Source organism: Methylovulum sp. (assembly GCF_028687615.1).
GTDB lineage: Bacteria > Pseudomonadota > Gammaproteobacteria > Methylococcales > Methylomonadaceae > Methylovulum.
Map to the genome: position 1 here is coordinate 99,400 of NZ_JAQTZU010000009.1, position 14,193 is coordinate 113,592.

The window sequence follows — 14,193 nt, forward strand, 5'->3', positions numbered from 1 at the left end:
ATTGTTGCTACAGGTTTTGTAACGTGGTTTTGTCGGCGTTATAAGGATTTGCTTTCAGATACTCAACCCATTTGGCTAATAGATTGATACCGCTGGTATTTTGTGTTTTTAAATCTCGAAACAGATTTTTAAACCGCTGATCGGTTTTGATGGATTCACGCTTAGATATTTTTGTAAGCTCTTTTAGGGTTGCTGGTAAATCATGATTTACCAAAGAAATTCCATAAAGCGCGGCTTCATCAAGCAACCATTGTTCAATCGGTTTGTGGAATATCAAATAATGGTTTTTATTGTTTCGGACATGGAGTTCTAAATTTTGTTTGGATACCAATAATTCAAAATCGTCGGTATGCTCCAGTTTCCGTTTATCCCTATCAACAATGCCAACAGCGAAATTGTCGTTCAATTGTGTCCTGATTAATTTAACAACATCATTACAAGTGTGCTGGTGATTGTACCCTTGAGAACCTTTAAACTTTTGTGGTGGAACAATCGTTTCAACCAAATTGGTATCTAAGTAACACTCTGGGATGATGTGGTAATTAATGTTCTTAATCATCCGTAAATAATTCGTGGTTGAAAAATAAATCTATACCGTACTGGTAAACGTCGTTTACCTCTTCATCAGTCAATCGTCTAATCACGGTTTCGCAGTTTTTAAAATTGGCGATAAAAATAGCCACGTCATTACGCTCATATTCCAAGAAATCATTTAACACATAGGGGCTATGTGTGGCGATGAAAAATTGGTTAGTTTCTGAATCGAGAATATCTTGGGTTATTTGGGCAATGTAAGGCGGAAAGCAGTGTGCTTCGGGTTCTTCGAAAAGCAGGATTGAGTTTTGGTTGGATGCAATAGCTGTTTTAAAAAAGACCACACGCTGCAATGTATCGGCAATAGAGCTGTATGGAAATGAAACCATTGAATTTTCTTCCTTCGATGTCTTCATTATTCTCAAGGTATTGTTTGTTTTATCAAACAGAAGTTTTAAGCCATATTCAGCAAATATATCTGCTAATTCTTTGTCTATTTTACTTTCTTGAATAGCCTCAATTAAATTAACACCGACAGGAGGTATTAGATAGGGATGCCGAATAGTTTGCTTCTTAAAGTTAAAGACAAAATCTTTAGTAAACTTGTAGTATTTAACTTTAGGTTGCGAACGATCCCTTTTTTTTTGATTTCTTTTATCGATGTAGATTGTATTTATCCTTCCTATCTTCTTCCATTGAATCATAGTCCGATTATCTTCTAAGGATAGTTCGATTCCGTTGTTAAATTTTTTTTCAATTTCTATAATTTTATTCTTTATTTCTTCTACTTCTTTTTCTGAAAAGCCATGATTGTTTATACCCAAGTTAAATTGTTCATCTACCATAACAGGGCTAATTTGCTTAATGGTGTTTTGCGTAGATTCTATGTAAAAGGAAACAAAACTTTCTTTTTGTATAAATAATCTGTCTAAATATTTAACAATACATGAGCTATTATCATCTGCACGGATGCTAATTTCTTCCCCAATATTTCCGTCAAAAAACAACTCGGCAATATTTTCCAATCTGACAAATTGGGTTAATTTTTTGTTCTTGTTATATTGAAAATAAGGCAAACTGAATAACCCAATCGCCTCCAAAATATTAGACTTCCCCACATTCGGCTTACCAATCAGCAAATTAATGCGTTTGCAATCGCTTAAGGTCACATCCTTAAGCGATTTGAAATTAGTAATCCGAACTGAGTTGAAGAAGTTTGCCATGTTTATTTATTCAGCAATTGGATTGCACATCGGAAAACCCAAAGACTCACGCCGCGCATAATAAGCCTCAGCCACGGCACGCGATAAGGTCCTTACCCGCAAGATATAACGTTGGCGTTCGGTGACGGAAATGGCGTGGCGGGCATCGAGTAGGTTGAAGGTGTGCGAGGCTTTTAAGACCATTTCGTAGGCGGGCAGCGGCAGACCTAACTCAATCAACTTGACGCATTCTTGCTCGTAAGTGTCGAAGCAGGAAAACAAAAATGGCACGTTGGCGTGGTCGAAGTTGAACGATGACATTTCCACTTCGTTTTGATGGAACACGTCGCCGTAAGTGACGACACCGTGCGGGGTGCGCGTCCAGACCAGATCGTAAACGCTTTTTACGCCTTGCAAATACATCGCCAGGCGTTCCAAACCGTAAGTAATTTCGCCTGTAACCGGGCGGCATTCCAAACCGCCGACTTGTTGGAAGTAGGTGAATTGCGTGACTTCCATGCCGTTCAGCCAGACTTCCCAGCCCAAGCCCCATGCGCCTAGCGTCGGTGATTCCCAATTGTCTTCGACGAAGCGGATGTCATGTTCCAGCAAATCAAAACCCAGCGCGGTCAACGAACCTAAATACAGTTCCTGGATGTTGTCCGGCGACGGTTTGAGCATGACTTGGTATTGGTAGTAATGCTGCAAGCGGTTGGGGTTTTCGCCAAAACGCCCGTCAGTCGGGCGGCGTGAGGGTTGCACATAGGCGGCGTTCCAAGGCTCTGGGCCGATGGCGCGTAAGAATGTCGCAGGATGGAATGTGCCTGCGCCGACTTCTTGGTCTAAGGGTTGCAATAAAATGCAGCCTTGGTCTGACCAATAGGATTGCAGCGCAAGGATAAGTCCTTGAAAAGTAGATAAATCGTAGTGTAGACTCGACACGGTGGGCTTTGTTGGGTTGAGTTAAAAAGAGGGTGATTATAACGTAAAACGTGAGGCTTGGCGGGCGGGTATTTATTTTTCAAGCATACGGGCTAAGTAATTAATGGCCTCCTTTGCTATTACGTCGGCAAATTATAAGAGGCATCCAAAACTCTATAATGCTTTTCGCTGGAGTCCAAAACATGTTTTGGACTCCAGCATCTAGGTACTACTAAATTAAATTTTAATGTCCTGTATGCGGCTGGCTAGGTTCTGTCATTTCATTTCTACGCAAAGTATAGCCTTCAGCGTTTTTGCCAGTGAAACGGTTGCCGTTTTCATCAAGCTGGATCAGCGTGTTTTCGCCGACAAAATAATGCCGGATGGTTGTGCCTTTTTTAGGTGTCAAATCAATCGTGTTGCTTTGGTCACTCCAGGTAAATTTACCTTTCTCGACAAACTCCCGCTCCGATTTACCGACGAATTGGGTCATCAAAATGTACGTGCCGTTGCTGTTTAATGCCAGCGAAGTTTTAATGCCTTTGCAATCGGCGCAAGGCGTAAAGCCGTAATAAACACCTGGCCAGTCGATGCTGTTTTGCGCGTGATGGGCATCGTGGGATTTGGTGGGTTCGGCAAAAACGGCAGGGTTAACCGAAAATAGCGCGATGAACGAAAGTAGGGCTAGTTGTTTTTTTAATGATCGCATAGTGGTTTCGTAAACATGGGTTGTGTGGGATGGGCGAAGCCATCAGCTAATTATAAACGATGGGCTTCCCTTCGTTCAGTCCATCCTACCCTCATTCGTTAGCTTTTCGTGTCCATTTGCGCTTTTATCCAGACAGGATTCCTTCGCATTGGCAACACCGCAACAACAGAGGCGACATCACCACAGACATCGTAATAAATGGCGTAAGGAAAACGTCTGGATAGCATTCGGTAAAACCCAAATTCTTGCTTATGGATGCCAGCAAAAATAGCTAACGATTCTATGTCTGACAATAAGCTGTCCCAGAAATAATTGCCGACATGTTCGCCTTGCTTATTGTAAAAAGCTTGGCCTTCGTACAGATCATTTTCAGCATCGACGAGTATTTGAATGTGCTTAACATTCATTTAACAGGCCGTGATCTCAACTCCGCAATTGAATGGAATTGGGCTGTACCTTCTTCGATTTTCTTTTTTCTTGCCGCAAGAATATCTTGATGCCATTCGGGCGATTCGATGCCTGAATTGTCGTGGATAAGCGAATCCCAGATAGCTTCCATTGTTTGAAGCCTTTCAAATTTACTCATTTGGGTTATTTCGGTTGCGTTCATGGTTTTTCCTTCTAGTGAGCCAGTAGCCTAGAAATTTAGGTTAAATCAAAACAGTAATGAAGATTAATTGTTTGACCTAATTGCACTACGCTGGAATCCCAATAAATACAGGGACTTTGCCAGACCAAGTTTTTCCATTACCCCATTCCAAAGCTAGATTCATATTAAGACGATTATTATTTAGTTGGCTTGATTCAATAGTGACTTCTAAGATGCGCTTTACAAAATGAAGGGGAGGCATTTTCTCCGATTTAAAAACGTTATTGCTTTCAGGAATTAAGGAGAGTCTTATTGTTTCCATTTTCAACAACTTGCCCAGTAAATGTAAATCAGTGTTATATATTTGATAATAATGCGAAGCTAATGAACCAAAGTTTTTTGCATATATCATTTCCCCTTTTTGAACAGACAAGGTTGTTGTTAGCATTTGTATCGCTGACTCCACTCCTTCAACAGTAGCAATATTCCCTGCTTCAACAAATAAGTCACCATTGCTACCAAGTGCCAAGTTGACCCCCAATAACTCTGGATTAGTTGGTTTGGATTTTTCTTCAATATTGAAAGATAGGGTGCTGCCTTCTGTTAGTTTAATATCCTTAATAATTCGAGCATCTCCTTGAGATTCGACTATTACAAAGCGATTTTCTTGACTTAGCGTATTAAAAGACGAAACGTACTCTATTAGAGTTTCTATGTTACCAATAATTGGTGAATTAATAATAAACTCCCATTGCTGAGGGCTAGCACATTTCCAATGAGAATTAAATATTATCGATGAACCAATTTGTAACAAAGTAGACGAGTCTTGAGGATAGTTGTTGTTTATGGCTTTTAAATTTTCTGCGGCGTAACGTTCAGCTTCACGTTTCCAAGACATCAACGTTTCACTTGAGTATATTTCAAAATCAGCATCAATTAAATTTCCATGCTTTCTGCACATCCATATTCCATTAGAAATATGCTTTCGATTTTCTGCTGACATGTCTTCTCTGTACCGAGGGCCGTGTTTGGCCGCCGCATGTATATGAGCAGCAATTCCATTGTTTATGCTTTTTGTAGCATCTGTTGAATTTGGGCCAATGGTAATTTCTTTACAGCCAGGCCAAGAACAACGCCAAGCCACACGCTCAGCAAGTGTTTTTTTGGTTTTATCTGCGAAATCATCTCTATTGTTACTCATTATCTAATGATTCAAATATTATTAGTTTCGTTTTCTTTTGCTTTACCAACCCCAAACGATTCCAACAACATCAGCCCCACGCCAATACTAATCGCGGCATCGGCGACATTAAACACCGCGAAGTGCCACGTCCCGACATAAAAATCAAAAAAGTCGATGACGTAGCCGTAGGCTAAGCGGTCTATCAAATTGCCGATAGCACCACCTAAAACCAACGATAAGGCCACCGCCAATAAGGTTTCATGTTTTTGCAGACGCGCCAACCATACACCCAAGGCGGCACTGACGATGAGTGCTAGCCCTGCGAAAAACCAGCGTTGCCAGCCGCCCGCTTCGCTTAAAAAACTGAACGACGCGCCAGTATTGTGGACGTAGGTCAAGTTAAACGACGGTATCAAGGCAATAGATTCGTACAATTGCATTGTGCCGGAGATGGCGAGTTTGCTGGCTTGGTCTACGACCAAAACAAGCACCGACAACCATAACCATTTAAGCATAACGTCTCGCCTCGCCATCGCCAGCGACGTTTTCGATACAGCGTCCGCATAATTCGGGATGTTCGGCGTGGCTGCCGACATCGGGGCGTTGGTGCCAGCAACGGACACATTTGCCGTGTTCTGACACGCGGATTTTGATTTTCACGCCGTCTATTTCACTGGCTACCGCGTCTTCTGGCGAGGCGCTTTCAGGAAATACGCTGGCATTAGACACGATGAAGACAAAGCGCAATTCATCTTCCAAGGCTTGCAAATCGGCAAGGTAGGCTTCATTGCAATACAAATAAATTTCGGCATTTAAAGAAGAACCAATGTCACCTTTGGCGCGGCTTTTCTCCAGTTCCTTGCTGACATTAGGACGGATCGCCATGATTTTTTGCCAGAATTCCCGGTTCATGGTCGCGCTATCGTCCAGCGTCGCCAAGCCTTCGTACCACGTTTCCAAGAATATCGATTCGCTGTGTTGTCCTGGCAAGAAGTGCCAGATTTCTTCGGCAGTGTAGCTGGTGATCGGCGCAAGCCAGCGGGTTAGGGCTTCGGCGACATGGTACATGGCTGTTTGCGCCGAACGCCGCGCTAGCCCATCGGTTTTGGCGGTGTATTGGCGGTCTTTGATAATGTCCAGATAAAAGCCGCCCAAGTCAATCACGCAAAAATGATGGACTTTTTGGAAAACGTGCTGGAATTGGTAAGCCTCGTAAGCGGCTTTAACTTCTTCTTGCAGCAGAAAAGCACGGTCAAGCATCCAGCGGTCTAAGGCCAGCAAATCATCGGTAGCCACCAGATGTTGGGCTGGGTCAAAATCCGCCAAGTTGGAAAGCAAGAAACGCGCGGTGTTGCGCAAGCGGCGGTAGCCGTCTGAAGTGCGTTCGAGGATTTCATCGGACACGCGCATTTCGCCGCGATAATCGGTGGAGGCAATCCATAAACGCAACACGTCCGCGCCGAGGTTTTTCATGACGTTTTGCGGCGGGATGACATTGCCCTTGGATTTGGACATTTTCTCGCCCTTGGCATCGACCGTGAAACCGTGCGTCAACACGGCTTTGTATGGCGCGACATCATTCATGGCGACCGAGGCCAGCAAAGACGATTGGAACCAGCCGCGATGTTGGTCTGAGCCTTCCAGATACAAATCTGCCGGAAATTGCAGTTCGCTACGCCGTTCCAAAACCGCCGCGTGGGTTACGCCGGAATCGAACCACACATCCAGGGTGTCAGTAGTTTTGTCGTAGTCTTTGGCTTCCTCGCCCAGCAATTCTGCCGCTTCTAGCTCAAACCACGCGTCTATGCCTTTTTCTTCAATCCGTAGCGCGACTTGTTCTATCAATTCCGCCGTGCGTGGATGCAATTCGCCGGTTTCTTTATGGATGAAAAAAGTGATCGGCACACCCCAAGTACGTTGGCGAGAGATGCACCAGTCCGGGCGACCGTTCATCATGCTTTCGATACGCGCTTGGCCCCAATCGGGAATCCATTGCACTTTTTGCACTTCGCTCAAGGCCAGCTCGCGCAAATGGTTTTGTTCCATTGAGATAAACCATTGTGGGGTGGCGCGGAAGATGATGGGCGTGTGGTGCCGCCAGCAATGCGGGTAGCTGTGCAGGATGGCGTGGTGATGCAGCAAATTACCTTTTTCTTTTAAGACTTCCAGCACATCCGCATTGGCATTAAACACATGCTTGCCAGCAAACAGTTCGGTGTTGGGTAAAAACACGCCATCGCCGCCGACGGGGCAATCGACGGGCAAATTGTAGATTCGTCCGACCACATAGTCTTCTTGCCCGTGGGCTGGTGCTGTGTGTACGGCTCCGGTTCCGGCATCGGTGGTGACATGGTCGCCCAGCACAATCGGCACTTGGCGGTCATAAAACGGGTGTTGCAAGAGTTGGTGCTCCAAGGCCGAACCTGGGCAATACGCGACGACATGGTAATTGTCTACGCCGTAACGCAGCATAGTGTCTTTCATTAAGGCTTCGGCAACAACCAAGCGTTCGTGCTGGCCGTCTATTTCGCATTGAACGACGGAATAGTCCAAATCGGCATTCAGTGCGACACCTTGATTAGCGGGCAATGTCCACGGTGTCGTCGTCCAAATCACGACAGAAACCGGGCCCACACCGACATGGTCGGGGACATGGTGGCAACGCGCCAAAAAACCAGCCTCATCAACCACCTGGAACCGCACGTCAATTGCTGGCGAATGTTTGTCTTCGTATTCCACTTCTGCTTCCGCCAAGGCCGAGCCGCAATCGGTGCACCAATGCACGGGCTTCGCGCCTTTAGTGATATGGCCTTTCGCGCTAATGCGTCCGAGTGAGCGCACGATGTCAGCCTCGAATTTAAAATCCATCGTCAGATAAGGGTTTTCCCAATCGCCGAAAATCCCCAAGCGGACAAAGGCTTCTTTTTGGATGGCGACTTGTTTGCCCGCGTATTCGCGGCAGGCTTTGCGGAATACGGCAGGAGAGACTTTCGCACCTGCTTTGCCAACTTTTTTCTCAACCTGCAATTCAATCGGCAAACCGTGGCAATCCCAGCCTGGAATGTATGGCGCGTCGAAACCACTAAGAGTTTTGGATTTGAGGATAAAATCTTTCAAGACTTTATTGACGGCATGACCGATATGGATTTCGCCGTTCGCATACGGTGGGCCATCGTGCAAGACAAACAAAGGCTTGCCCGCACGGTTGGCGCGGATTTTTTTGTATAGCTCCAATTGCTGCCATTTTTTCAATTGCTCCGGCTCACGTTGGGCCAGATTGCCTTTCATCGGGAAACCCGTGTTGGGGAGGTTTAAGGTTTTTTTGTAATCCATTTTTTATAAGCTCTTGTCTTTTTATAGTTTTTAATACAAATCATTGAGTGCCAATGTCAATTGGCAACACTTTATCATCGGTCACTTTCTGGCTGCGGTGCGCACTTTCTACATGCGCCCCTTGCGGGTATTTCCCCGAAACCCATAGGCAAGCCCTGGGCCGGTGCGGTTTTATAATCTAACTGATAGGGGCGGTTTTTGATATACCTGTAGCATGCGCGTACCGGTGCATTTTGCGGCTCCACGGTGCCGGGCTCTAAAAATGCGTCCAGTTCCGCCAAAACACTCGGGCGGCCGTTTTGTTTTAACCGGTCTTTTGTTTGTCCATCCAGGCTTTCTCGTGCCGGGGCGCACAAGATTTTGCTGCCGCCGTAAGATAGCCACAAAGGTGATAAAAGTCGGTCAGGCAGCGGCCTTGGACGCCGGATTGTCCGTCAATCTGGTCGGCCGTCCACGTTGCGCCATCGCCTACGCCGTGCAAATGCGCCCCTTTACCAAACCCCGCTTGAATGGCGCGCCCATAAAGCTGTTGCCCCGCATCGGCCACGCTGCCTGAAAAAATCGCCCCCAAAATGGGTGTCGCGCTTCCCGTCTCATGGGCATAAGTATCTACACAAGTTTTATTGGTCTTCATTCCGGCAGCTCATCTGCAAGCTTCTGTAATTGCAATCGCCACAAGCGAACTCGATAGCCATTACTTCCTCCGCAGTCCGCCGTAATCAGCAGGTTTTTCGCGCTGGCGTATAACTGCTTGCCCATTTCCCGCCACCAGCGGCGTATGCTTTCAACAGCAAATCCGGCGGTATCATGGTCTATACCGACACCCGTCCAACCGTTCTGAAAGAACTTTATATTTATTAACTGACGTTACGCAGTAACGTAGTTTGTATCCCATTTACCGCGTCGAGCACCGCAGCATTTGTCGGGACTAGCCCGAATACCCACAGGGCATAAAGGGGTGCGGCAAGGATGCCGCACGGCGGCAAAGTACCCACAGGGCATAAAGGGCAGGAAGCCCCCTTTTGCCGCCCCCCGACAAGTGCGAGGAACGCAAGACATCAGCGGCAACGGGCCGCCTTTTCTTTGGATACTTTCTTTTCGACTGCATAGATGCCACCACAAGGGGGTCTATGGACAGAGGTAGGGCAACGCCCCTCAAGGGGGTCTATGGACAGAGCGGTTGCCGAGGCGGAGCAAAAGACAAATCCGCCGGGAGCGGATTTGGTGCCAACTCGAAGGGCAAAATCCACGGATGGATTTTGCAGTGTATCTCGCCTTCGGGTGCGGGAACCCGATTAAATAAACGTCGCGATAGCGACTCTTCATTAGTTATTTTCAATTCGTAGAAAATGTCTGCGTAACATCAGTTATTAATTATCAGTGCTACATTATCCATGCGCCAACAGTAGTCGGCTTCACTCAAATGTTCAAGTTATTTTTTCTAGGTGATCTCGGTTGATACCAAGAAGAAAAGGTTGGTCGGTGATTTTAAGAACAGTGGCCAAGAATGGCGGCCCCAAGGGGAAGCCAGAGGAGGTTCGGGTTTACGATTTCATCGATGCCGAGTTAGGCAAGGTGGCTCCTTATGGCGTTTATGGCCTGATCGCTAATTATCCTATTGAAAATAGGATATTTTAAATGCTATCCTCGACCTCCTACTGCACTAAAATCGCTCCCAATCAAATTTTTAAACCTATCAATATGAAGCCAATAGAACTCCTTTCCCCCGCCGGTACCATCAAAAACATGCGTTATGCGTTTGCTTACGGGGCGGATGCGGTTTATGCAGGATTGCCTCGCTATAGCCTGCGGGTGCGCAATAATGATTTTCTGGCTGGCAATCTGGCAACAGGCATCAGCGAAGCCCATCAACAAGGCAAAAAGTTTTTTCTGGCGACCAATGTCATCCCGCATAACGCCAAGGTCAAAACCTTTATTAAAGACCTCAGCCCGATCATCGCCATGCAGCCGGATGCGTTGATTATGGCTGACCCTGGCTTGATGATGATGACGCGGGAAGCGTGGCCGGATATGCCCATCCATTTGTCGGTGCAGGCCAACACAGTCAATTATGCGTCGGTCAAATTTTGGCAAAGCATAGGCGTGGCGAGGGTGATTTTGTCGCGGGAATTGTCGCTGGACGAAATCGCCGAAATCCGCCAGCAATGCCCCGATATGGAATTGGAAGTGTTCGTCCACGGCGCTTTGTGCATCGCTTATTCAGGGCGTTGTTTGTTGTCCGGTTATTTCAACCACCGCGATCCCAACCAAGGCACTTGCACCAATTCCTGCCGCTGGAAATATGACACTTTGCCCGCCCATGAAAATGCCGAGGGCGATACTGTGTTGGCGGGCGGCTCCTTGTCGTTGTCTGACCTTAGCCAAGCAAGCTGCGGTGGCGCGGGTTCCCTACCCGCCGCCGCACTTCCGCCATCCGTGGCAGTCGGTGGCGCGGAGCGGCATCCGTTGGCGGATAACATTTATTTTCTCGAAGAAGAAGGCCGCAAAGGCGAATTGCTGCCGATCATGGAAGATGAAAACGGCACTTACATCATGAATTCCAAAGATTTGCGGGCGATTGAACATATCCATCGCCTGGTCGAAATGGGTGTCGATAGCCTGAAAATCGAGGGTCGCACCAAATCGCATTATTATGTCGCCCGCACCGCGCAAAGCTACCGTCAGGCGATAGACGATGCGCTGGCGGGTCGTCCGTTCCAGCCGGAGTTGATCGGCGTGTTGGAAAACCTTGCCAATCGCGGCTACACCGATGGCTTTTATCAACGCCACCACACCCACGAGCAGCAAAACTACATCTCCGGCTATTCCAAAAGCCACCAACAGCAATTTTGTGGAGAAATCAGAAGTTATGATCCAGCCACAGGCTTGGCGACCATTGATGTCAAAAACAAATTTTCAGTGGGCGATACGCTGGAATTGATCTTGCCGGAAGGCAACCAAGACATACCCGTCGAACGCATGGAAGGCATGTACGGGCAAGTCATGCAGGAAGCTTCCGGCGGTGGCTATGAAGTGAAAATTCCTGTGCCGGAAATACCCGGCGGATATGGCCTGTTGGCCAGGTATATCGGGCCATCTATCTAGGCGGGATAGCTTATTTTAGGCAGGTGAAATAGAATTGCCGGGATGAAAAAACATAACCCAAATCATTAGGGAATGTGCATGGAATAAATTCGCGGATCAAGACCTGTCAGGTTTCTTGTGCCCCAGAGATATAAGGGTATCAAAACCTGACAGGTCTGATGAGCCGGTGCGGAAATTATTTCATGCCCGTTCCTAGGCGATAATTTTTAAACAGGTTTGACGATGCAAAAGATTAAGGTGCTTTTTGTTTGTATGGGCAATATTTGCCGTTCACCGACCGCTGAAGGCGTGTTTACCAAGTTGATTGCAGACCGTTATTTGGAGAAACAGTTTGCTGTTGATTCTGCCGGCACCCATGCTTACCACGTCGGCGACGCGCCGGATTTACGCGCCCAAAAAGCCGCCCGCAACCGGGGCGTGGAGTTGACCCATTTACGCGCCAGAAAATTTACGCGCGGCGATTTTGAGGATTTTGATTTTATCCTGGCGATGGATAATGACAATTTCTCTATCCTGACAGACGCCTGCCCCGACGAACATAAGGACAAAGTCCGTTTGTTCCTTGACTACGCGCCGCATCTGATTGTGCGGGAAGTCCCTGATCCTTATTACGGTGGCAGTTATGGTTTTGAACGGGTGCTGGATTTGGTGGAAGAAGCGTCAGTAGGTTTTTTGGCGGCTTTAAAGGCATCAGGTCGATTAAACATAATGGCGTAGACACTTTGAGGATAGCAGCATGGCGATAGTCACGAACACAGTCAATTATTTGGATGGCTGCGTTGTTTTAGAAGGTTTTTTTGCCTTTGATGAGGCAATCCAGGGCCGCCGTCCCGCCGTATTGATCAATCATGCCCGGGGCGGACGGGATGGTTTTATTGCCGAAAAAGCCGAAAAACTGGCGAAGCTAGGTTACTTGGGTTTTGCGGTGGACATGTATGGGCAAGGCGTTTTAGGTACGTCGCAAGAAGAAAATAGCCGTTTGATGCAGCCGTTTATGGATGACAGGGCGATGTTGCAAAAACGTATCCAAGCGGCGTTGTCTACGGTCAGGTTGATGCCTTGGGTGGATGACAACAAGATCGCGGCGATAGGTTTTTGTTTTGGTGGTTTATGTGTGCTGGATTTGGCCCGCACTGGCGCGGACATCAAAGGCGTGGTCAGCTTTCATGGCCTGTTGGGTGCGCCGGACAATCTTGCCGGACAGCCGATTAAAGCCAAGGTGTTGGCCTTGCATGGACATGATGACCCGATGGGGCCGGTCGAGCAAGTTGTCGCGTTCGAGCAGGAAATGACGGAGGCCGGAGCCGATTGGCAAGTGCATGTCTACGGCAACACCCTGCACGCATTCACCAATCCGGTCGCCAACAATCCTGATTTTGGCACGGTTTATCAAGCCAGTGCCGACCGCCGTTCTTGGGTGGCGATGCAAAATTTTCTTGAAGAAGTTTTTGCTTGAAAAGCTCGGGACGGTTTTATTGCCCGTCCCCGCCACTCACATTTACAGGCAGTGATAACGATAGGAATGTCATAGAAACGGTAGATAAATCGGTTCGGGTGGGAAAATCCTTACCTATCACTTCTGGACTTTGCCATGCAAGGTCTCTACAGCCCATCACAAAAAACGCCGGGCATCCTGTGCCAGTAGCATTTCAAATTGCCCGGTCGTCACGGGTTTGCCAAACAAATAACCTTGCGCCTCACCGCAACCCTGTTCACGCAGAAAAGCCTGTTGTTCCTCGGTTTCCACCCCTTCGGCAATGGTTTGCAGCCCCAAACTTTTGGACAAATTTTTGCAAGCGGGTAAAACCATCCCTGTGGTTTGATGCCAGTCTACATAACGGGTATCCACCAGCAGCCGTTAAACCAGCGTCATGTTGATATGCCGACCCAACGCCTTGGCCGCCAATTCCATTTGCTCAATTTTGGAGGCATGGGTCAAATCAAATAATCTATCCACTTGCGGGGCTTTCCAGCCCAACCGCCTGGCCAGCTCCGCCTTACGGATACCCTGCGCCAGCATCTCGCTATAAATCGCCAACTTAATAGATTCCAGTGGCGAAGGGCAAACGGTTGGCAAACCGCCCGGATCAGAAGGCACGGGCAAAGGCTTACGGTCGTCAATATAAAACGACAAGGCGCTTTCCAAGGCATCAACCGCATGGCATAAAGCGTCGGCCTCATCTTCACCTTGGGTGATCGCTTCGGGAATATCGGGGAAGGTGGCAACAAAGCCGCCTTCAGGTTGCGCTTTGAGAATAACGGGGTAATCAAACATGGTGTGTTCCTTTCAAGCCGAGTTGTTTTTTAATGCCTTCCACCGTACCTGTTTTTAAGTCAGTGTTGTGCATGGGTAAGATAGACTGTTTGCCGTTCAAAAATACTTTCAAATGCGAACCCTTGCCCTCTTGAAAAATAGCCCCTTGTTGTTCCAGCCATTTTTTCATTTGTTTAGAGGTCATAGGATTTGTTGCCAGTGGTTTAGTAGGGGTAAATTACAACACAAGTGTTGTGTTTTTCAATAAATAAATAACACTTTTGTTGTTTATTTTGTGATTGAAAACCTTAAACCGCCAATGAGAAATCAACGGCGGTTTTTTTATGCCTGAAAATTTAGAGA

16 protein-coding genes and 2 pseudogenes are annotated in these 14,193 nt (G+C 47.2%); 4 read left to right on the top strand and 14 right to left on the bottom strand.

Features of this window, described 5'->3' with window-relative positions:
- Positions 1–7 precede the first annotated feature (7 nt).
- From PHH59_RS07450 to PHH59_RS07500, 11 genes and pseudogenes are all read right to left on the bottom strand, one after another.
- Positions 8–559 (bottom strand): hypothetical protein, encoded by a 552-nt coding sequence (locus tag PHH59_RS07450; protein WP_300013534.1) that lies wholly within the window; start codon positions 557–559, stop codon positions 8–10.
- Positions 552–1,757 (bottom strand): AAA family ATPase, encoded by a 1,206-nt coding sequence (locus PHH59_RS07455; protein WP_300013537.1) that lies wholly within the window; start codon positions 1,755–1,757, stop codon positions 552–554. Before PHH59_RS07455 ends, PHH59_RS07450 begins: the two co-directional genes overlap by 8 nt.
- A gap of 6 nt (positions 1,758–1,763) precedes the next feature.
- On the bottom strand, positions 1,764–2,678 hold the full coding sequence (gene glyQ / locus PHH59_RS07460) for a glycine--tRNA ligase subunit alpha (protein ID WP_300013540.1): 915 nt from the start codon (positions 2,676–2,678) through the stop codon (positions 1,764–1,766).
- Between the two features lie 223 nt (positions 2,679–2,901).
- Positions 2,902–3,366 (bottom strand): copper resistance protein NlpE, encoded by a 465-nt coding sequence (locus tag PHH59_RS07465; protein ID WP_300013544.1) that lies wholly within the window; start codon positions 3,364–3,366, stop codon positions 2,902–2,904.
- Positions 3,367–3,464: 98 nt separating this feature from the next.
- The gene (locus tag PHH59_RS07470; RefSeq protein ID WP_300013548.1) at positions 3,465–3,773 is read right to left on the bottom strand and encodes a type II toxin-antitoxin system RelE/ParE family toxin; all 309 of its coding nucleotides are present in this window, start codon (positions 3,771–3,773) and stop codon (positions 3,465–3,467) included.
- Entirely contained in the window at positions 3,770–3,976 is a 207-nt protein-coding gene (locus PHH59_RS07475) for an addiction module protein (protein ID WP_300013551.1), read from the bottom strand. The genes PHH59_RS07470 and PHH59_RS07475 overlap by 4 nt, the downstream gene beginning before the upstream one ends.
- An 85-nt stretch (positions 3,977–4,061) precedes the next feature.
- Positions 4,062–5,156 carry a hypothetical protein gene (locus tag PHH59_RS07480; protein ID WP_300013554.1) on the bottom strand — a complete coding sequence of 365 codons (1,095 nt, stop codon included), beginning with the start codon at positions 5,154–5,156 and terminating at the stop codon, positions 4,062–4,064.
- Positions 5,157–5,167: 11 nt separating this feature from the next.
- Positions 5,168–5,653 carry a signal peptidase II gene (gene lspA, locus PHH59_RS07485; RefSeq protein WP_300013557.1) on the bottom strand — a complete coding sequence of 162 codons (486 nt, stop codon included), beginning with the start codon at positions 5,651–5,653 and terminating at the stop codon, positions 5,168–5,170.
- Entirely contained in the window at positions 5,646–8,471 is a 2,826-nt protein-coding gene (ileS, locus tag PHH59_RS07490; RefSeq protein ID WP_300013560.1) for an isoleucine--tRNA ligase, read from the bottom strand. The genes lspA and ileS overlap by 8 nt, the downstream gene beginning before the upstream one ends.
- Before the next feature lie 304 nt (positions 8,472–8,775).
- Positions 8,776–9,105 carry a hypothetical protein gene (locus tag PHH59_RS07495; protein WP_300013563.1) on the bottom strand — a complete coding sequence of 110 codons (330 nt, stop codon included), beginning with the start codon at positions 9,103–9,105 and terminating at the stop codon, positions 8,776–8,778.
- A 5-nt stretch (positions 9,106–9,110) separates the two neighbouring features.
- Positions 9,111–9,305 (bottom strand): annotated as a pseudogene (locus tag PHH59_RS07500) (ISAzo13 family transposase); the annotation flags it as partial.
- 611 nt (positions 9,306–9,916) lie between these two features.
- On the opposite strand from PHH59_RS07500, the pseudogene PHH59_RS07505 reads away from it, so the two are divergent.
- The 4 genes and pseudogenes from PHH59_RS07505 to PHH59_RS07520 all read left to right on the top strand — a co-directional run.
- Positions 9,917–10,073 (top strand): annotated as a pseudogene (locus tag PHH59_RS07505) (ISAzo13 family transposase); the annotation flags it as partial.
- 99 nt (positions 10,074–10,172) lie between these two features.
- Positions 10,173–11,576 carry a tRNA 5-hydroxyuridine modification protein YegQ gene (yegQ, locus tag PHH59_RS07510; protein ID WP_300013566.1) on the top strand — a complete coding sequence of 468 codons (1,404 nt, stop codon included), beginning with the start codon at positions 10,173–10,175 and terminating at the stop codon, positions 11,574–11,576.
- A gap of 222 nt (positions 11,577–11,798) precedes the next feature.
- Positions 11,799–12,293, top strand: coding sequence for a low molecular weight protein-tyrosine-phosphatase (locus tag PHH59_RS07515; protein WP_300013569.1), 495 nt, complete (start codon positions 11,799–11,801; stop codon positions 12,291–12,293).
- Between the two features lie 19 nt (positions 12,294–12,312).
- Positions 12,313–13,032, top strand: a complete 720-nt coding sequence (locus PHH59_RS07520; RefSeq protein ID WP_300013572.1) for a dienelactone hydrolase family protein — start codon at positions 12,313–12,315, stop codon at positions 13,030–13,032.
- Between the two features lie 156 nt (positions 13,033–13,188).
- On the opposite strand, the gene PHH59_RS07525 is transcribed toward PHH59_RS07520, so the two are convergent.
- The 3 genes from PHH59_RS07525 to PHH59_RS07535 are packed head-to-tail and all read right to left on the bottom strand — an operon-like array spanning position 13,189 to position 14,035.
- Positions 13,189–13,425, bottom strand: coding sequence for an EAL domain-containing protein (locus PHH59_RS07525; protein ID WP_300013576.1), 237 nt, complete (start codon positions 13,423–13,425; stop codon positions 13,189–13,191).
- 9 nt (positions 13,426–13,434) lie between these two features.
- A complete protein-coding gene (locus tag PHH59_RS07530) occupies positions 13,435–13,851 on the bottom strand; it encodes a type II toxin-antitoxin system HicB family antitoxin (RefSeq protein WP_300013579.1) in 417 nt (138 codons plus the stop codon).
- The gene (locus PHH59_RS07535) at positions 13,844–14,035 is read right to left on the bottom strand and encodes a type II toxin-antitoxin system HicA family toxin (RefSeq protein WP_300013583.1); all 192 of its coding nucleotides are present in this window, start codon (positions 14,033–14,035) and stop codon (positions 13,844–13,846) included. The genes PHH59_RS07530 and PHH59_RS07535 overlap by 8 nt, the downstream gene beginning before the upstream one ends.
- Positions 14,036–14,193: the final 158 nt, after the last annotated feature.

What these genes read in the sequence shown, in the direction of transcription:
- PHH59_RS07450 (WP_300013534.1), bottom strand. Translation starts at nt 559, where the DNA reads ATGATTAAGAACATTAATTACCACATCATCCCAGAGTGTTACTTAGAT.
- PHH59_RS07455 (WP_300013537.1), bottom strand. Translation starts at nt 1,757, where the DNA reads ATGGCAAACTTCTTCAACTCAGTTCGGATTACTAATTTCAAATCGCTT.
- PHH59_RS07465 (WP_300013544.1), bottom strand. Translation starts at nt 3,366, where the DNA reads ATGCGATCATTAAAAAAACAACTAGCCCTACTTTCGTTCATCGCGCTA.
- PHH59_RS07470 (WP_300013548.1), bottom strand. Translation starts at nt 3,773, where the DNA reads ATGAATGTTAAGCACATTCAAATACTCGTCGATGCTGAAAATGATCTG.
- PHH59_RS07475 (WP_300013551.1), bottom strand. Translation starts at nt 3,976, where the DNA reads ATGAACGCAACCGAAATAACCCAAATGAGTAAATTTGAAAGGCTTCAA.
- PHH59_RS07480 (WP_300013554.1), bottom strand. Translation starts at nt 5,156, where the DNA reads ATGAGTAACAATAGAGATGATTTCGCAGATAAAACCAAAAAAACACTT.
- lspA (WP_300013557.1), bottom strand. Translation starts at nt 5,653, where the DNA reads ATGCTTAAATGGTTATGGTTGTCGGTGCTTGTTTTGGTCGTAGACCAA.
- ileS (WP_300013560.1), bottom strand. Translation starts at nt 8,471, where the DNA reads ATGGATTACAAAAAAACCTTAAACCTCCCCAACACGGGTTTCCCGATG.
- PHH59_RS07495 (WP_300013563.1), bottom strand. Translation starts at nt 9,105, where the DNA reads ATGAAGACCAATAAAACTTGTGTAGATACTTATGCCCATGAGACGGGA.
- yegQ (WP_300013566.1), top strand. Translation starts at nt 10,173, where the DNA reads ATGAAGCCAATAGAACTCCTTTCCCCCGCCGGTACCATCAAAAACATG.
- PHH59_RS07515 (WP_300013569.1), top strand. Translation starts at nt 11,799, where the DNA reads ATGCAAAAGATTAAGGTGCTTTTTGTTTGTATGGGCAATATTTGCCGT.
- PHH59_RS07520 (WP_300013572.1), top strand. Translation starts at nt 12,313, where the DNA reads ATGGCGATAGTCACGAACACAGTCAATTATTTGGATGGCTGCGTTGTT.
- PHH59_RS07530 (WP_300013579.1), bottom strand. Translation starts at nt 13,851, where the DNA reads ATGTTTGATTACCCCGTTATTCTCAAAGCGCAACCTGAAGGCGGCTTT.
- PHH59_RS07535 (WP_300013583.1), bottom strand. Translation starts at nt 14,035, where the DNA reads ATGACCTCTAAACAAATGAAAAAATGGCTGGAACAACAAGGGGCTATT.